Here is a 17,020-nt window from a genome sequence, read left to right on the forward strand (position 1 = left end):
CTCCAGCTTAGTGGTGGACGGAATGTCCGCCGCGGCGGACTGGTTGACCACCTCGTGAGTGATGTGACGATCTACTGGCGACCCGGTTGTGGCTTTTGCGCCAAGCTCGAGGACACCATCAGTGCGGTGCGCGACAACGCGACCTGGCACAACATCTGGCAGGACGAGGACGCCGCGGCCTTCGTGCGCAGCGTGAACAACGGCAACGAGATCGTTCCCACCGTCGTCATCGACGGGCAGGCGCATACCAACCCCGAGCCCGCACTGGTGCTGGCGGCCCTGACCGGCGACTGAGCGGTCTCCTCGCGCGGCCTCAGTGCCGGAAATTCCCGCACGGGCGCCGCATTAGACTGGCGGACATGTCCTCGATCTCGCGCGACGATGTCGCGCACGTCGCCATGCTGGCGCGGATCCAACTCACCGATGCGGAGTTGGACACGCTGGCCGGCCAGTTGGAAACCATCGTCGGCTACGTCGGGCAGGTGGGTGACATCACCTCCGACGACGTCCCGCCGATGTCGCACCCGTTGCCGTTGACCAACGTGACTCGCCCCGACGTGGTGCGCCCGAGCCTGACCGCCGAAGAGGCGCTGTCCGGCGCGCCGCAGGCCGAGGCGCAGCGCTTCGAGGTTCCGCGCATTCTGGACGAGGAGTGAACGTGTCCGACCCCACCCGACTGACCGCCGCCGCGCTCGCGGACGCGCTGGCCGCCGGTGAGCTCAGCGCTGTTGACGCCACCCAGGCCCACTTGGACCGCATTGCCGCCGTCGATGACGATGTGCACGCCTTCCTGCAGGTTGACGCCGAGGGGGCGATCGCTGCGGCCCGATCCGTCGACGAGCAGCGTGCCGCCGGAGCCCCGCTCGGCCCGTTGGCCGGCGTGCCCATCGCGGTGAAGGACGTCGTGGCGACCAAGGGTCTGCCGACGACCGCGGGCTCCAAGATTCTCGAAGGCTGGGTGCCGCCGTACGACGCGACCCTGGTCACGCGGCTGCGCGCCGCGGGCCTGCCGATCCTGGGCAAGACCAACATGGACGAGTTCGCGATGGGCTCCTCGACCGAGCACTCCGCCTACGGCCCCACCCACAACCCGTGGTCACTCGACCGCATCCCCGGCGGCTCCGGAGGTGGCTCCGCCGCGGCCGTTGCGGCGTACGAGGCACCGTTGGCCATCGGCACCGACACGGGCGGCTCGATCCGCCAACCCGCCTCGGTGACGGGCACGGTCGGGGTCAAGCCGACGTACGGCGGGGTGTCGCGTTACGGGCTCATCGCACTGGCCAGCTCGCTGGACCAGGCGGGTCCGTGCACCCGCTCGGTGCTCGACGCCGCGCTGCTGCACACCGTCATCGGCGGGCACGACCAGATGGACTCCACCTCGATCGATGCTCCGGTGCCGCCGGTGGTCGAGGCGGCCCGCCGCGGCGACGTCAGGGACTTAAGGATCGGCGTCATCAAGGAGATCTCGGGGGAGGGCTTCGCCCCGCAGGTGCGGGCGCGGTTCACCGAGTCGCTGGATCTGCTGTCCGCGGCGGGCGCCGAGATCGTGGAAGTGTCGTGCCCGAGTTTCGAGAAGGGCCTGGCCGCTTACTACCTGATCCTGCCGAGCGAGGCGTCGTCCAACCTGGCCAAGTTCGACGCGATGCGGTACGGCCTTCGGGTTGCGCCGAAGGGCGTCGAGTCGCCGTCCGCTGAGCAGGTCATGGCGGCGACCCGTGACGCGGGCTTCGGTGACGAGGTCAAGCGCCGGATCATCCTGGGCACCTACGCGTTGTCCTCGGGGTATTACGACGCCTACTACGGCCAGGCGCAGAAGGTCCGCACCTTGATCGCCCGGGACTTCGCCGCGGCGTTCGAGCAGGCCGACGTGCTGGTCACGCCGACCGCGCCGACGGTGGCCTTCAAACTGGGCGAGAAGCTGAACGATCCGATGGCGATGTATCTCAACGACGTCGCGACCATCCCGGCGAATCTGGCTGGTGTGCCAGGGCTTTCGCTGCCCAACGGGTTGGCCGAGGACGGTCTGCCCAGTGGCTTCCAGGTGCTCGCCCCGATCCAGGCCGACGATCGTCTCTACAACGTGGGCGCCGCGCTGGAGCGGTTGCTGGAGGACCAGTGGGGTGGGCCGCTGCTCGCGCAAGCGCCCGCGCTGCAGGCGAAGGAGGTTGTCCGATGAGCGCGGTGCTGGAAGAGGTTGTCGACTACGACGATGCCGTGGCCCGGTTCGACCCGGTGCTCGGCTTCGAGGTGCACGTCGAACTCGGTACGGCCACCAAGATGTTCTGTGGTTGCGCGACTGGTTTTGGTGCGGAGCCGAACACCCAGGTCTGCCCGGTGTGTCTGGGCCTGCCGGGTGCGCTGCCGGTCGTGAACGTGATCGGTGTCGAGTCGGCCATCCGGATCGGCTTGGCGCTGAACTGCTCGATCGCCTCGTGGTGCCGGTTCGCCCGGAAGAACTACTTCTACCCGGACATGCCCAAGAACTTCCAGACCTCGCAGTACGACGAGCCGATCGCCTTCGACGGGTATCTGGACGTCGAGTTGGAGGACGGTTCGGTCTTCCGGGTCGACATCGAGCGGGCCCACATGGAGGAGGACACCGGCAAGTCGCTGCACATCGGTGGCTCGACCGGCCGCATTCAGGGCGCCGAGTACTCGCTGGTCGATTACAACCGGGCCGGCATCCCGCTGATCGAGATCGTCACGAAACCCATTGTGGGAGCGGGGGATCGAGCACCGGAGATCGCGCGAGCCTACGTCGGTGCGGTGCGCGATCTGCTCAAGGCGCTGAACGTTTCCGACGTGAAGATGGAACAGGGCTCGTTGCGATGCGACGCCAACGTCTCGCTCAAGCCGTCGGGCGCGGAGAAGTTCGGGACGCGGACGGAGACCAAGAACGTCAACTCGCTGCGCTCGGTCGAGCGGGCGGTGCGGTACGAGATCAGCCGGCAGGCCGCCGTACTCGACTCGGGGCAGCCGGTCCTGCAGGAGACGCGGCACTGGCACGAGGACACCGGGGTCACCACCTCCGGCCGGCCCAAGTCGGATGCGGATGACTACCGCTACTTCCCCGAGCCGGACCTGGTGCCGATCGCGCCGGATCCGGCGTGGGTCGAGGAGTTGCGCGCGACGCTGCCCGAGCCCCCGAACGTGCGACGCCGTCGTCTCCAATCCGACTGGGGCTACAGCGATCTGGAGATGCGGGACGTCATCAACGCCGGTGCCCTGGAGCTGATCGAGGAGACCGTTGCCGCTGGTGCGACGCCGGTTGCGGCGCGCAAGTGGTGGACCGGAGAGATCGCTCGCCGCGCCAGCGCGCAGGGCAAGGGGCTGGACGAGTTCGGTGTGACGCCGGCGCACATCGCCGAGTTGGACGCCCTGGTGCAGGCCGGCCGGTTGAACGACGCGATGGCCCGGCAGGTGTTCGAGGGCGTGCTGGACGGCGAGGGCACCCCGACGGCTGTCGCCGACGCGCGTGGCCTGCAGTTGGTGCAGGACGACGGCGCGTTGAAGGCTGCGGTCGATGAGGTCATCGCCGCGAATCCCGATGTGGCACAGAAGGTCCGCGACGGCAAGGTGCAGGCGGCCGGTGCCCTCATCGGTCAGGTGATGAAGGCGATGAAGGGGCAGGCGGACGCGGCCAAGGTGCGCGAGTTGCTGCTGTCCCGTCTGACCTGAGGATCCCGGTGTCAGGCGCCGGATAGGCCCGTGCTCACATTGATCTGTGACAGTCGTATCGGTCGGGAACCAGGAACTCTTCGACACGGTCAGCGCCGTGCCGGGTGTCGAGGCCGTGCTGTTCGACGGTCTCGGCACACCTCCGCGCCCTGACATCGAGGTCTTCATCGGCCCGTACGACGCGCGCCCGCACGCCTTCGACGATCTAGGAGAGTTGCACTCTCTGAAGGCGGTTCAGCTGGTGACGGCCGGGTACGAGCACGTGCTACCCACCCTGCCCGCGGGCGTCGTGCTGGCCAACGGTGCGGGCATTCACAACACGTCCACCTCCGAGTTGGCGTTGGCTCTGACGCTGGCCGCTCAGCGCGGCATCCCCGACTTCGTGCGGGCCGCGCAGACGGGCAGCTGGACGCACGACGGCGACTATCCGTCTCTGGCGGACAGGAACGTGCTCATCCTCGGGTACGGCGAGATCGGCCGAGCCGTGGCTCGTCGGGTTCTCGCGTTCGAGGCGTCCGTGACGCCTGTGGCATCGCGGGCCCGTGCCGGTGATGACCTGGTAGACATCGTGCACGGCACGGACGAACTCCCAGCGCTGCTGCCGGGACACGATGTGGTGATCGTCGTCGTACCGCTCACCGACTCCACCCGCGGGATGGTTGACGCGCAATTCCTGGCGGCGTTGCCCGATAACGCGCTGATCGTGAACGTTGCCCGCGGCAAGGTTGTGCAGACGGATGCCTTGCTCGTGGAGTGCCGCTCCGGGCGATTGCGTGCCGCGCTCGATGTCACCGACCCGGAGCCGTTGCCCGCCGATCACCCGCTGTGGCAGCTGCCGAACGTGCTGATCAGCCCGCACGTCGGTGGGGCGAGCTCGGCTTTCTGGCCGCGGGCTCGGCGCTTCGTGGATGAGCAATTGCGGCGGTATGTCGCAGGCGACGGTCTGCAGCACGTCGTGTCATCCTGAGCGCATGGCGCGGACCCGCAGACTGACGCTGATCCGGCACGCGAAGGCAGAAGACCCGCGGTTGGCCGAGGATCACGAGCGAGCCCTCACGCAAACAGGCGCTGCTGATGCTCGTGCGCTCGGGCATTGGATGAAGGCGCAAGGAATCTCACCGTCGGAAGTGTTCTGCTCGACGTCCGTGCGCACCCGCGAAACCTGGGCCGGCGTCGTCGACGCGAGCGGCATCGGCGCATTGGTGGAGAACGATCGCCGGATCTACCTGGCGCATCCGCAGACGCTCATCGAGGTGCTGCGGGAAGCCAGCGAACACACCAGGGATCTGGTGCTGGTCGGTCACTCGCCGGGCGTACCGCTGCTGGCGGCGCTGCTCGCTGACGGCCACGGGGATGAGGCAGCACTCGGTGCGTTGGAAGAGGGATTTCCCACGTGCACGGCCGCGGTGCTGGCGGTCGATGTGGACTGGGTCGACATCGCGCCAGGGACCGCCCGCCTGACCGCTTTGCACACCGCCGCGCGGGTGTAGCGCTTTACGAATTCTTTACGGTGGATAACCCCAAACCGCTTGTCGGGCGCCACCAGAATGGCGGGACCTGGACGACTGCAAGGAGGGGATGTCGTGCCTGGGATGGGTAATGGCCGTCGCTCGCGTGCGCTCATGTGTTCGGCGATCATGCTCACGGTGGTCACCGGCGTGGCTGGTTGCGGGGGAAGACGGACGCAGGGGGTTCGTCAGCGGCAACCAGCCCGTCGGTACCCAGCTCATCGACATCCGTGTCGTCGGCACCCGCGTCTCCGACGTCGGCTAGTTCACCGGCTTCCAGTACGCCGAGCGCACCCGCTACGGGCAACCCTGCGTTGGGAATCAAGGGGCTGCCGGATGCCGCGAAGCAGAAGACGACTGACGGCGCGATCGCGTTCGTGAAGTACTACGTCGCGGTGGTGAATTACGCAGGGAGCAAGCCTCAGACGGGACTGGTTAAGAGTCTTTCCCTAGACACCTGTGAGACGTGCGATCGGTGGGAGTCATCCGCTGCCTACTTCGCGCAACACGACCAGAAAATCGTCGGTGATCAACTTCCCGGCGGTACAGGGTGGGATGTGAAAGCGGACCTTATCGATCAGTCGCCGCCTGCCGCACACATTGGCGTCGCGTTCAAAGCGGCCGACGTGCCCATTAAGTCCGCTGATGGTTCGCAGACGTCCCAGCACGTGGCTGCCGCGGTCGAAGTCTTTCTGCTCCGTTGGACCGAGAGCGGATGGCTTGTGAGTGATGTTCAGCGCGATGTGGCTTAGACGTAGTGCGCGGCTCCCGATTTATGCCCTATCCGCAGTACTGGTGCTGGCATCGGCGTCTGCACCTGCGGTGGCAGAGCGCCCTCCATGTGTTGGTGAGTCGTGCACCGACCATGGACATATTTACACGGGCATGACTGCGGCCGAGACGAAGGGCCAGCCGACATATATAGAGAAGGATGTTGTCGAGGGCGGCAAGAAGGTCCGCAAGAAAGTGCCTCTTGTTTACTCGGTGCCGATGAACTGTCCGGGTAACGGTCCAGAGGACGCTGACGGTGGGAATGCGTGTGGTCAAGCCATGACCGGCTGCCAGTACGTGCCGGACGCCAGCGGTCCCTACGTGAAGATCTACCGCCATCCCGAGGACGAGACCACCCCTGTTAACTGGGAATTCGTGGGAAACACCTGCTACACGTCCTTGCTCCCCGGTGGCGCGGACCGGCCGCAATTGACGATGGCGATGATCGTGAAGGAATGGAAGCAGACCCCGTTCGCCAAGCCTGGCCTGTCGATCCAACCGGTCAACAACCGCACCCTGGTCACTTTGCCGACTTATTTTGCGCTGGTGTGGCCGCAGGCGGGCTACCAACCGGGCGAGGTCCGTGCGACAACCTTGATCGGGCATCGCGTCGAAATCCGACCCACGTTCAAGTCCAACAACTTCCAGTTCGGTGACGGCGCAGGCAGTGGTCCAACTCAGAGCTCCGGCGGGGCGTACCCGAACGGCGACATCACGCACGCCTACAACGATCCGGGGACGTTCACGGTGGGGGTGAGCACGACGTACGGCGGACAGTTCCGAGTGGACGGCGGCGACTGGGCGGACATTCCCGGCACCGCCACTATTGCGGGGCCGACCCAGCAAGTGCAGGTTCTGACCTCGACCAACCGCCTGGTGCGGTAGGCCGGCTGTGGCCTACTTCGGCTTTAGAGGCAAGCGAGTGGTCGCTGCCGGACTGCTGGTGATGGCCGCTACCGGATGCCGCGGTGAGGGGTCTTCGGACACCGCGACGACCTACCGCGTGGGAATCGAGATGGGCACGACCACGACTCCGTCCCGACCGATAACCCCCGAGCTGCGAGCAGATCTGACCGGACGTCTGATTCGCGTCAGCGGCCAGTGCTTGGACGCCAGTCAAGTAAAGGTGCGCGTGTTCGAGGCCGAGGATGTGGTGAAGCTGACGATCCCGGCAGTGGCAGGTCGGGACGGGAAATTCGAGGCCAGCGGTGAGCTCGATTCCAAACCGATCTTCGTCCTGCACGCCACGGCTGCCTGCACCATGCAGGTCAACGGGAAGTCGCTTACCCTGACCAGCGCGGCCGTTGAGGTGTCATCTGCGCTTGGCGCCTCGAGCACGGATTAGTGATTCGTCGAACGCGCGAGGTACTCGTGTTCGCTCGGATACAGCACGCCCGCATCCAACACCCGCCGAGCCAACTCCCGGTCTCCGGTGACTGCCCGGAACGCGTCGAGCAACGTGATGTCGTGGGCTGGTCGCGACACTCTCACGGCATCGCCCGCCGAGATACGTCCCGGCACCTGCACTGACAGGTAGGCGCCGGTGCGCCCGGCCTCGGTGAATCGGCGTACCCACTGTTTCTCGCCCATCCGCGCCGCAAAGGTGGCGCACGGGATCCGTGGCACCTCCACCCGCAACACCACCGACCCGATCGTCCAGCGCTCGCCCACCAGAGCGTTGGTCAGCTCCAGCCCGCGCGTCGTGAGGTTCTCCCCGAAGAGTCCCGGCTCCAGCGGCCGACCCAGCTGCGCCGCCCACCACGCGTAATCCTCTGTGGCGTAGGCGTATACGGCCTGGGCGTAGCCGCCGTGATGCTTGTGGCTACCGATCCCGTCGCCGACCACCCCGCTGCCCAGCCCACCCTTCTTGGGCCCAGGGTCGCGTACGTCGATGTGCTTTGTCGGACGCTTGTCGATCGCTGTGCGCCCGCGCACCCCGGGCAACGCTTTGACGTCGCCCAGATTCACTGACAGCACCTCACCATCCCGCACCCTGCAAGATTAGCGAGATTGCCAGGTCACGTATCGACGCGCTCAGTAGCCTGGGTGTGTGCGCGACGCCGCCGACGACGGCTATTTCGACCTCGGCTCCTACAGCCGCGCCACCGGCACGGCGTCAGCGACCGCGCAGCGATGGTTCGACCGGGGGCTGGTCTGGGCCTACGCCTTCAATCACGAGGAAGCCATCGCCTGTTTCGAACGAGCCCTGCAAGCGGACCCACAGTTGCACCTGGCCCACTGGGGCATCGCCTACGCCGTCGGCCCCAACTACAACAAGGGGTGGGACGCCTTCGATCCGCTCGACCTGGCCGCGTCGCTGACCCGAGCGCGCGCCGAACTCGAGCTGGCTGGCCAGGCACCAGGACTGGACGGCGAGCTCGCGGCCGCCCTCGCCACCCGGTTCGACGGGATCGACGCGGACGACTTGTCGCTAGTGCCGGCCGGCCACGCGGCGTACGCCGATGCGATGGTGGCACTGGCCGACCGTTACCCCACCGACCTGGACGTGCTGGCGCTCGCGGCCGATGCCCTGGTCAACGTCACGGCGTGGGCCTTGTGGGATCCGCTCACCGGTGAGCCGGCGCCCGGCTCGCGAGCGTTGGAGGCCGAGGCCTTGCTGGACACGGCCCTGGCGTTGCCTGGAGGCACTGAACATCCGGGCGTGCTGCACCTGCACATTCACCTGTTGGAGATGTCCGACCGGCCCGAAGCGGCCATCCCCAGCGCGGACCTGCTGCGGGGACTGGTGCCCGACGCGGGCCATCTGCAACACATGCCGAGCCACATCGATGTGCTGTGCGGTGATTACCAGGCATCCATCGTGGCCAATCATGCTGCGGTGCAAGCTGATCGACGGTTCGTAGAGCGCGAGGGTCCGTTCAACTTCTACTCGCTCTATCGTGCGCACGACCTGCATTTCATCGTCTACTCCGCGATGTTCCTTGGCCGGTTCGGGGATGCGATTGCGGCGGCCGACGAGTTGCGGGACCAACTGACTCCCGAGGTCCTGTCCGTCGAATCGCCGCCGATGGCCGATTGGCTCGAGGCGTTCGTGCCGCTGCGTGTGCATGTCCTCGTCCGGTTCGGGCGGTGGGCCGAACTGACGCAGGAACCGTTGCCGCAGGATCGGGCCCTCTACTGCACGACTACCGCGATGGTCCGCTACGGGCGGGCTCTGGCACATGCTGCCCTCGGTGACGTGCCGGCCGCGCTGGCCGGGCAGGTCGACTTCGAGCAGGCCGTGGCGCAGGTACCGGAGTCTCGCTACCTGTTCAACAACACCGCGCGAGACATCCTCGGCGTCGCCTCGGCCATGCTGGACGGTGAAATCGCCTACCGGCAGGGCAGATTCGATGACGCGTTCGCATTGCTGGCAACGGCCGTCGAGCGGGACGACGCCCTGCCTTATGACGAGCCATGGGGTTGGATGCAGCCGACCCGCCACGCCCTCGGTGCCCTATTGCTCGAGCAGGACCGGGTGCAGGAAGCCGCCGAGGTGTACGCCGCGGACCTGGGTTTCGATCCCTCGATCAGTCGCTCGGTGCACCACCCGCGCAACGTCTGGGCACTGCACGGTTACCACGAGTGTCTTGAGCGGCTCGGTCGCGTGGATGAGGCGCGCGTGATCCAACAACTGCTCACCGGAGCGGCCGCGCGCGCCGACGTGCCCGTCCTCGCATCGTGCGCCTGCCGCCTTGAGGTGTTCGAGTCCGCGCAGGAGCCGGGCTGCGGTTGTGGTTGTGGGTGTGGCTGCTGAAGGAGGCAGCACCCTTGCCGGCGTCCCTAGACTCTGGTTATGAGCGAAGGTACGCCGGACATCAAGCCCCGCAGCCGCGACGTCACCGATGGTCTGGAGAAGACCGCCGCGCGAGGGATGCTGCGAGCGGTCGGCCTGACCGACGAGGACTTCGCCAAACCCCAAGTGGGAGTGGGCAGTTCGTGGAACGAGATCACCCCGTGCAACCTGTCGCTCGACCGCTTGGCGAAGGCGGTCAAGGACGGTGTCTTCGCCGCCGGCGGGTACCCGCTCGAGTTCGGGACGATCAGTGTCTCCGACGGCATCTCGATGGGCCACGAAGGGATGCACTTCTCGCTGGTGAGCCGCGAGATCATCGCCGACTCTGTCGAGACGGTGATGAGTGCCGAACGCCTCGACGGCTCAGTGCTTCTCGCCGGTTGCGACAAATCGCTGCCGGGCATGTTGATGGCCGCCGCGCGACTCGACCTGGCCAGCGTCTTCCTCTACGCCGGCTCGATCCTGCCCGGTATCGCCAAGCTCTCCGACGGCTCCGAGAAGCAGGTCACGATCATCGACGCGTTCGAAGCGGTCGGCGCCTGTGCAGCCGGTCTGATGTCGCGGGACGACGTCGACGCGATCGAGCGCGCCATCTGCCCCGGTGAAGGTGCGTGCGGCGGGATGTACACCGCCAACACGATGGCCTCGGTCGCCGAAGCGATCGGGATGTCGTTGCCCGGCAGCGCCGCCCCGCCCGCGACCGACCGCCGCCGCGACGGGTTCGCCCGCAAGTCAGGGGAGGCGGTCGTGGAACTCCTGCGAAAGGGCATTACCGCCCGCGACATCATGACCAAGGAGGCCTTCGAGAACGCGATCGCCGTTGTCATGGCGTTCGGCGGCTCCACCAACGCGGTGCTCCATCTGCTCGCGATCGCCCACGAGGCCGATGTCGACCTGAGCATCGACGACTTCGCCCGGATCGGCGCCAAGGTGCCGCACCTGGCCGACGTGAAACCGTTCGGTGCGTTCGTCATGACCGACATCGATCGTGTCGGTGGCGTGCCTGTCGTCATGCGGGCCTTGCTCGACGCGGGTCTGCTGCACGGCGACTGTCTCACCGTGACCGGTAGGACGATGGCCGAGAACCTCGCCGACATCCGCCCGCCGGACGTCGACGGCAAGGTCCTGCGTGCGATGGCATCGCCGATCCACCCCAGCGGCGGGATCACCATCCTGAAAGGTTCACTCGCGCCCGAGGGCGCTGTCGTGAAGTCTGCTGGCTTTGACAACGACGTATTCGAAGGCACCGCAAGGGTTTTCGATGGCGAGCGGGCGGCCATGGATGCTGTCGAGGACGGCTCGTTGAAGGCCGGCGACGTCGTCGTGATTCGGTACGAAGGGCCGAAGGGTGGGCCGGGGATGCGCGAGATGCTCGCGGTCACCGGCGCGATCAAGGGTGCCGGGCTGGGCAAGGACGTCTTGCTGCTGACCGACGGCCGGTTCTCCGGGGGTACGACGGGTCTGTGCGTCGGACACGTAGCTCCCGAAGCCGTGGACGAAGGCCCGATCGCGTTCGTGCGGGACGGCGACCGCATCCGCCTCGACGTCGCGCAGGGGACTCTCGACCTCCTGGTCGATGACGCGGAACTGGCCGATCGGCGTACGTCGGGCGTCAAGCACCCAGAGGCGAAGTACACCCGTGGGGTGCTGGCCAAGTATCGAAAGCTGGTGGGCAGCGCTTCGGGCGGGGCGGTCTGCGACTGACGAAGAGCGAGCGCGGAGGTGTCCTGAGCGCAGCGAAGGGCGCCGGAGTGTGAGGTCGAGGAGTCGCAGCATGGGCTCTGCGACTGACGAATAGCGAGCGTTCTGCCACCGGCGTCTGGAGTTTGGAACTGGATTAACCTCGGATGTCGGTATCGAGGTGCAGCGCCTTCCAAACCGTGAGGAGTCGCGGCTGCACGACACATGACCGAATAGTGAGATTCGCATCTCATCATGTTGACCATCTGGCGACCCGAGGCACACACTGACTGACGTGGCACGCATTCTCGTACTCCGCAAGCGCGCAAGCTGACCAGATCAGCAAGCGCGCCTACCCTCACTGCCCCAGCGGCTGAGGGTTTTTTTATGCCCCGCGAGCGCCATACCGACCCAGCAGACCAAGAACAGGTGACCACCGTGACGAATGTGCAGGCCCCCAAGGCGGCGTCCCGCATCCCGAGCCCGGCCCAGGTGACGCCCTTGCAGCACAAGGCGCGTGACCGCAGCGCCGGAGACGTCCCGCAGGCGCTGCCGGACACCCCTCCGACCCCGCCGATCCAGGTAACGGGTGCGCAGAGTCTGGTCCTGTCGCTGGAGTCCGTCGGCGTGGACACCGTGTTCGGCATCCCCGGCGGCGCGATCCTGCCGGCCTACGACCCGCTGCTGGACTCGGTGAAGGTCCGCCACATCCTGGTGCGACACGAGCAGGGCGCCGGTCACGCCGCCGAGGGCTATGCCTCTGCCACCGGCAAGGTCGGTGTGTGCATGGCCACCTCCGGTCCGGGTGCCACCAACCTGGTCACTGCGATCGCGGACGCGTTCCTCGATTCGGTGCCGATCGTGGCGATCACCGGTCAGGTCAATTCCAAGACCATTGGTACCGATGCCTTCCAGGAGGCCGACATCCGCGGCATCACGATGCCGATCACCAAGCACAACTTCTTGATCACCAACGCCGACGAGATCCCATCCGCGATCGCCGCGGCGTTCCACATCGCAGCGACCGGCCGACCCGGCCCGGTCCTGGTGGACATCAGCAAGGACGCCCTGACGGCCAAGACCACCTTCTCCTGGCCGCCGCAGGTCGATCTGCCGGGCTACCGCCCGGTGACGCGTCCGCACCCCAAGCAGATCAAAGCGGCCGCCGAACTGATCCGCGCGGCCAAGAAGCCAGTCCTCTATATCGGGGGAGGAGCGATCCGCTCGGGGGCCAGCGAGTCTCTGAAGGAGCTCGTCGAGCTCACCCAGATCCCGCTGGTGACCACGCTGATGGCGCGCGGCGCCGTGCCGGACACCCACCCGCTGCATCTCGGGATGCCCGGGATGCACGGGTCGGTTCCGGCCGTGACCGCACTGCAGAAGGCTGATCTGCTGATCACGCTCGGCGCGCGGTTCGATGACCGGGTGACTGGTGATCTCGCGTCGTTCGCACCCGAGGCCAAGGTGATCCACGCCGACATCGACCCGGCCGAGATCAGCAAGAACCGCCAGGCCGACGTGCCGATCGTCGGTGACATCGACGAGGTCGTGCGCGAACTGATCGGGGCGCTGAAGGACGACATCGACCCCAGCCGCTTCACCCCCTGGCGGGAGCGTACGACGGGTTGGAAGCGGGACTTCCCGGTCGGCTACACGACTCCCGAGGAGGGTTTGTCACCCCAGTACGTCATCGAACGGATCGGTGCGCTGACCGGCCCGGACGCGACGTACGTTGCGGGTGTCGGTCAGCACCAGATGTGGGCGGCCCAGTTCGTTGACTACGAGCGCCCGAACTCGTGGTTGAACTCCGGTGGCGCCGGCACGATGGGCTACTCGGTGCCTGCCGCGATGGGCGCCAAGACCGCCGAACCGGACCGGACGGTCTGGGCGATCGACGGTGACGGTTGCTTCCAGATGACCAACCAGGAGCTCGCGACCTGCGTCATCAACAACATCCCGATCAAGGTCGCCATCATCAACAACTCCAGTCTGGGCATGGTGCGCCAGTGGCAGACGCTGTTCTACAACGAGCGCTACTCCAACACCGATCTGCACACGGCCATCGGCGCCCGGGTCCCGGACTTCGTCAAACTGGCCGACGCGTACGGTTGTGTCGGACTGCGCTGCGAACGCGCCGAGGACGTCGACGCCACGATCGCCAAGGCGCTGGAGATCAACGACGTTCCCGTCGTGATCGACTTCGTCGTGGAGCGTGACGCCATGGTGTGGCCGATGGTGCCGGCCGGTGTCAGCAACGACATGGTGACCGTGGCGCGCTCGATGGCCCCGGTGTGGGACCGCGAATCCGAAGGTGAGGACGACTGATGGCCAAGCACACGCTCTCGGTGCTGGTGGAGAACAAACCCGGTGTGCTCGCCCGGATCGCCGGCCTGATCTCGCGCCGCGGCTTCAACATCGACTCCCTCGCGGTGGGCGAGACCGAGCACACTGAGATCTCGCGGATGACCATCGTCGTGGACGTCGATGAGTTGGTCCTGGAGCAGGTCATCAAACAGCTCAACAAGCTGGTCGAGGTCCTGAAGGTCGTCGAGTTGGAACCCGATGCCGCCGTCCAGCGCCAGATCGTGCTGATCAAGGTGCGCGCCGACGGTACGACGCGTGGCCAGATCCTCGAGCTGACCCAGATGTTCCGGTGCAACGTCGTCGACGTCACCGCCGACTCGGTGGTCATCGAGGCGACCGGGGCACCGAACAAGTTGATCGCGCTGCTCGAAGTGCTTGAACCGTACGGCGTGAAGGAACTCGTCCAGTCCGGCCTGGTGGCCGTCGGGCGGGGTAGCCGATCCATCACCGACCGCGCTCGCAAGAGCGCCTGAACCGCATAACACTCACAAAGGAGTACCCAGCTGTGGCTGAAATGTTCTACGACGACGATGCCGACCTCTCGGTGATCCAGGGCCGCAAGGTCGCGATCATCGGTTACGGCAGCCAGGGCCACGCGCACGCCCTCAACCTGCGCGACTCGGGCGTCGACGTCCGGGTCGGTCTGCGCGAGGGCTCCAAGTCCGCCGCGAAGGCCGAGGCCGAGGGGCTGCGCGTCGTACCCGTCGCCCAGGCCGCGCAGGAGGCCGACGTCATCATGATCCTGGCCCCCGACCAGGTGCAGCGGATCCTCTACCGCGAAGACATCGAGCCGAATCTGCAGCCCGGTGACGCGATCTTCTTCGCCCACGGCTTCAACATCCGCTTCGGCTACATCACCCCGCCCGAGGGTGTCGACGTCGCGATGGTCGCCCCCAAGGCGCCGGGGCACACCGTCCGCCGCGAATTCGTCGACGGCCGAGGCATTCCCGACATCGTCGCCGTCGAGCAGGACGCCACCGGCAAGGCCTGGGACCTGGCGCTGTCCTACGCCAAGGCGATCGGCGGCACCCGCGCCGGCGTCATCAAGACCACCTTCACCGAGGAGACCGAGACCGACCTGTTCGGTGAGCAGTCGGTGCTCTGCGGTGGCATGTCGCACCTGGTCCAGGCCGGGTTCGAGGTCCTCACCGAGGCCGGCTACCAGCCGGAGATCGCCTACTTCGAGGTGCTGCACGAGCTGAAGCTGATCGTCGACCTGATGTGGGAGGGCGGCATCGCCAAGCAGCGCTGGTCGATCTCCGACACCGCGGAGTACGGCGACTACGTCTCTGGCCCGCGCGTCATCGACGCTGGGGTCAAGGAGCGCATGCAGGGCGTGCTCGCCGACATCCAGAGCGGTGCCTTCGCCGAGCGCTTCATCGCCGACCAGGACGCCGGCGCACCGGAGTTCCTGAAGCTGCGTGAGGCTGAGGCCGGTCACCCGATCGAGGCCACCGGTAAGGAACTGCGTTCGCACTTCTCCTGGTCCGGCAGCCGCGATGAGGACTACGTCGAGGGCTCGGCGGCGCGCTGAGGCAGCGCCGATAGCGGCCGTCTGTTCCCCACCGTGGGGGCAGGCGGCCGCACTGCGTTGAGACGGCGTACGGCGGGCAGCGCCACGATCGCAGTCGGCGCGATGCCGTTGAAACCGTTTGCCGTCACGGCGGTGTAGGCACCCATCGTCGGGCTCACCACCCGGTCGCCCGCCTCCAGCGGCGGCAGCAGGATGCCGTCGGCGACCACATCGATCGAGTCACACGTGGGTCCGGCGAGTACCGACGGAGCCAGGCTGCCCCACACCGGTGGTCGCATCGGGGGGCGTATCCGTTCCTGCAGCACGTTGCTGTACGAGCCGTGCACGCCGTCATCGAGGTAGTACCACGGGCGCCCCTCGCGCTCCGCGGTGCCGACCACGCTGCAGACCAGAGTCATGGCGTCTGCGGCCAGGAAACGCCCGGGCTCCGCGATGATCCGCAACCGCGGTAGACGCGGCTCGAGTAACGCAGTGATCGCCGCCGCAATGGCCTCGATCGACGGCACGGGGCGGTCGTAGGCAACGGGGAACCCGCCGCCGATGTCCAAGGTGTCCATCGGCACGAGGTCAGCCAGTTCATCCATCAGGGCCAGCGCACTGGTGACTGCCGCCGTGTACGCGCCGATGTCGCACTGTTGGCTGCCGACGTGGAAGCTGAGCCCCGCGACCGTGAGTCCGGCCCCGTGGGCGGCCAACACCAGATCCCGGGTCAGGTCCGGGCAGGCGCCGAACTTGGCCGACAGGTCGATCTGTGCGGCGCTGCTGTCCACCGCCAGGCGCACCAGGACGGACACGTCGTACCCCGCAAGCTTGTCGATCTCCCCAGGTGCGTCGACCACAAAGGTCCGCACCCCGCAGCCGACGGCGTACCGGATATCGGCGGGGGACTTGACCGGGTGGGTGTAGATGACGCGGGACACGTCGACGTGTCGGTCCAGCAGAGCATCGAGTTCGCGCACGCTGGCGACCTCGAAGGACGCGCCACATCCGAGCAGGGTGTCGATCACGGCACCGTGCGGGTTGGCCTTCAGCGCGTAGTGGATCTCGGCGTACGGCAGAGCCCGGCGAAGGTCTTCGTAGCGACGCGCCACCACGTCTGGTTCGAGAAAGAGCACCGGCGTGCCTTGCACTGCAAGGGTTCTCGCGACCGCTGGCCGCGCCAGGAAGGTGTCGGGTGAGAGGTCGGACGGTGCCTGCGCGGGATGGGCGGCCCGGACCAGTTCCATCCTCCGGTGCCGCCACCCGAACTTCACGGTCAGCAGGTACGACGCCCCGGCCAGGGTCCAGAACACCGCATCAGCGGCGTAACTGCCCACCGCGACGCCCCAGCCAGTGCTGTCCAGCCACACGATGGCGGCCGTCATGAAGGCAGGCCGGATCAGCAGGCAGTCCACGACCTCCGCCGGCCCGAACTCCGCTCCGAGCAGCAGCGCGGTGCGCTGGAAGCGGCGTCGCAGGCTCGGATTCTGCGGCGTCTGCTCCCGCCACACGGCGACCGCGAGGTAACCGTAGAAGCCAACGTTCTCCGCGATCGTGACGATACCTGCGATCAACCACGGCGACTGCGTCCAGCGCGTGCCCAGCCACCACCCGAGCACCATGCCGGCCAGGGCGAGAACCTCCGCCGGCAGATACCGCAGGACCACCGTCTTGATCCGAGCCATGCCGCACACCTCCTGGCAGCCAGGA

At 66.9% G+C, this 17,020-nt stretch carries 17 protein-coding genes; 14 read left to right on the forward strand and 3 right to left on the reverse strand.

Annotated features, from left to right (window positions below; all coding sequences use genetic code 11):
• Nucleotides 1–54: 54 nt before the first annotated feature.
• The 6 genes from DR843_RS03075 to DR843_RS03100 all read left to right on the forward strand — a co-directional run bounded on the left by DR843_RS03075 (nucleotide 55) and on the right by DR843_RS03100 (nucleotide 5,168).
• Complete coding sequence (locus DR843_RS03075; RefSeq protein ID WP_245933964.1) at nucleotides 55–294, forward strand: glutaredoxin domain-containing protein; 240 nt, start codon at nucleotides 55–57, stop codon at nucleotides 292–294.
• A 65-nt stretch (nucleotides 295–359) separates the two neighbouring features.
• Nucleotides 360–656: an Asp-tRNA(Asn)/Glu-tRNA(Gln) amidotransferase subunit GatC gene (gatC, locus tag DR843_RS03080; protein WP_109684056.1), complete on the forward strand. Its 297-nt coding sequence runs from the start codon at nucleotides 360–362 to the stop codon at nucleotides 654–656.
• 2 nt (nucleotides 657–658) lie between these two features.
• Entirely contained in the window at nucleotides 659–2,176 is a 1,518-nt protein-coding gene (gene gatA / locus DR843_RS03085) for an Asp-tRNA(Asn)/Glu-tRNA(Gln) amidotransferase subunit GatA (RefSeq protein ID WP_109684057.1), read from the forward strand.
• The gene (gene gatB / locus DR843_RS03090; RefSeq protein WP_109684058.1) at nucleotides 2,173–3,678 is read left to right on the forward strand and encodes an Asp-tRNA(Asn)/Glu-tRNA(Gln) amidotransferase subunit GatB; all 1,506 of its coding nucleotides are present in this window, start codon (nucleotides 2,173–2,175) and stop codon (nucleotides 3,676–3,678) included. Before gatA ends, gatB begins: the two co-directional genes overlap by 4 nt.
• A 46-nt stretch (nucleotides 3,679–3,724) precedes the next feature.
• Entirely contained in the window at nucleotides 3,725–4,645 is a 921-nt protein-coding gene (locus DR843_RS03095) for a 2-hydroxyacid dehydrogenase (protein WP_109684059.1), read from the forward strand.
• A gap of 4 nt (nucleotides 4,646–4,649) precedes the next feature.
• Nucleotides 4,650–5,168, forward strand: coding sequence for a SixA phosphatase family protein (locus DR843_RS03100; RefSeq protein ID WP_170119729.1), 519 nt, complete (start codon nucleotides 4,650–4,652; stop codon nucleotides 5,166–5,168).
• 160 nt (nucleotides 5,169–5,328) lie between these two features.
• Here DR843_RS03100 and DR843_RS19740 read toward each other — a convergent pair whose 3' ends face one another.
• Complete coding sequence (locus tag DR843_RS19740) at nucleotides 5,329–5,511, reverse strand: hypothetical protein (RefSeq protein ID WP_146202468.1); 183 nt, start codon at nucleotides 5,509–5,511, stop codon at nucleotides 5,329–5,331.
• Here DR843_RS19740 and DR843_RS03105 point away from each other — a divergent pair.
• The 3 genes from DR843_RS03105 to DR843_RS03115 all read left to right on the forward strand — a co-directional run bounded on the left by DR843_RS03105 (nucleotide 5,501) and on the right by DR843_RS03115 (nucleotide 7,302).
• Entirely contained in the window at nucleotides 5,501–5,938 is a 438-nt protein-coding gene (locus tag DR843_RS03105) for a DUF6318 family protein (RefSeq protein ID WP_109684061.1), read from the forward strand. The genes DR843_RS19740 and DR843_RS03105 overlap by 11 nt on opposite strands.
• A gap of 133 nt (nucleotides 5,939–6,071) precedes the next feature.
• Nucleotides 6,072–6,842, forward strand: coding sequence for a hypothetical protein (locus tag DR843_RS03110; protein ID WP_146202469.1), 771 nt, complete (start codon nucleotides 6,072–6,074; stop codon nucleotides 6,840–6,842).
• A gap of 130 nt (nucleotides 6,843–6,972) precedes the next feature.
• Complete coding sequence (locus tag DR843_RS03115; RefSeq protein ID WP_146202470.1) at nucleotides 6,973–7,302, forward strand: hypothetical protein; 330 nt, start codon at nucleotides 6,973–6,975, stop codon at nucleotides 7,300–7,302.
• Here the strand turns inward: DR843_RS03115 and DR843_RS03120 are convergent.
• Entirely contained in the window at nucleotides 7,299–7,925 is a 627-nt protein-coding gene (locus tag DR843_RS03120) for an MOSC domain-containing protein (protein WP_245933965.1), read from the reverse strand. The genes DR843_RS03115 and DR843_RS03120 overlap by 4 nt on opposite strands.
• A gap of 82 nt (nucleotides 7,926–8,007) precedes the next feature.
• Here DR843_RS03120 and DR843_RS03125 point away from each other — a divergent pair, with 82 nt between their 5' ends.
• The 5 genes from DR843_RS03125 (at nucleotide 8,008) to ilvC (ending at nucleotide 15,331) form a co-directional block, all read left to right on the forward strand.
• Nucleotides 8,008–9,714: a tetratricopeptide repeat protein gene (locus DR843_RS03125; protein ID WP_109684065.1), complete on the forward strand. Its 1,707-nt coding sequence runs from the start codon at nucleotides 8,008–8,010 to the stop codon at nucleotides 9,712–9,714.
• Nucleotides 9,715–9,753: 39 nt separating this feature from the next.
• Nucleotides 9,754–11,457 (forward strand): dihydroxy-acid dehydratase, encoded by a 1,704-nt coding sequence (ilvD, locus tag DR843_RS03130; protein WP_109684066.1) that lies wholly within the window; start codon nucleotides 9,754–9,756, stop codon nucleotides 11,455–11,457.
• 525 nt (nucleotides 11,458–11,982) lie between these two features.
• Complete coding sequence (locus DR843_RS03135; protein ID WP_281268888.1) at nucleotides 11,983–13,758, forward strand: acetolactate synthase large subunit; 1,776 nt, start codon at nucleotides 11,983–11,985, stop codon at nucleotides 13,756–13,758.
• A complete protein-coding gene (gene ilvN / locus DR843_RS03140; RefSeq protein ID WP_109684067.1) occupies nucleotides 13,758–14,270 on the forward strand; it encodes an acetolactate synthase small subunit in 513 nt (170 codons plus the stop codon). Before DR843_RS03135 ends, ilvN begins: the two co-directional genes overlap by 1 nt.
• Nucleotides 14,271–14,311: 41 nt before the next feature.
• Nucleotides 14,312–15,331, forward strand: coding sequence for a ketol-acid reductoisomerase (gene ilvC / locus DR843_RS03145; protein ID WP_172461511.1), 1,020 nt, complete (start codon nucleotides 14,312–14,314; stop codon nucleotides 15,329–15,331).
• On the opposite strand, the gene DR843_RS03150 is transcribed toward ilvC, so the two are convergent.
• Entirely contained in the window at nucleotides 15,304–16,995 is a 1,692-nt protein-coding gene (locus tag DR843_RS03150; protein WP_109684069.1) for a type III PLP-dependent enzyme, read from the reverse strand. The genes ilvC and DR843_RS03150 overlap by 28 nt on opposite strands.
• Between the last annotated feature and the right edge of the window lie 25 nt (nucleotides 16,996–17,020).

This window comes from Branchiibius hedensis (assembly GCF_900108585.1).
GTDB classification, from domain to species: domain Bacteria; phylum Actinomycetota; class Actinomycetes; order Actinomycetales; family Dermatophilaceae; genus Branchiibius; species Branchiibius hedensis.

Bases quoted from the DNA above. Each gene is read 5' to 3' on its own strand.
- gatC (WP_109684056.1), top strand. From the start codon at position 360: ATGTCCTCGATCTCGCGCGACGATGTCGCGCACGTCGCCATGCTGGCG.
- gatB (WP_109684058.1), top strand. From the start codon at position 2,173: ATGAGCGCGGTGCTGGAAGAGGTTGTCGACTACGACGATGCCGTGGCC.
- DR843_RS03100 (WP_170119729.1), top strand. From the start codon at position 4,650: ATGGCGCGGACCCGCAGACTGACGCTGATCCGGCACGCGAAGGCAGAA.
- DR843_RS03110 (WP_146202469.1), top strand. From the start codon at position 6,072: ATGACTGCGGCCGAGACGAAGGGCCAGCCGACATATATAGAGAAGGAT.
- DR843_RS03115 (WP_146202470.1), top strand. From the start codon at position 6,973: ATGGGCACGACCACGACTCCGTCCCGACCGATAACCCCCGAGCTGCGA.
- ilvD (WP_109684066.1), top strand. From the start codon at position 9,754: ATGAGCGAAGGTACGCCGGACATCAAGCCCCGCAGCCGCGACGTCACC.
- ilvN (WP_109684067.1), top strand. From the start codon at position 13,758: ATGGCCAAGCACACGCTCTCGGTGCTGGTGGAGAACAAACCCGGTGTG.
- ilvC (WP_172461511.1), top strand. From the start codon at position 14,312: ATGTTCTACGACGACGATGCCGACCTCTCGGTGATCCAGGGCCGCAAG.
- DR843_RS03150 (WP_109684069.1), bottom strand. From the start codon at position 16,995: ATGGCTCGGATCAAGACGGTGGTCCTGCGGTATCTGCCGGCGGAGGTT.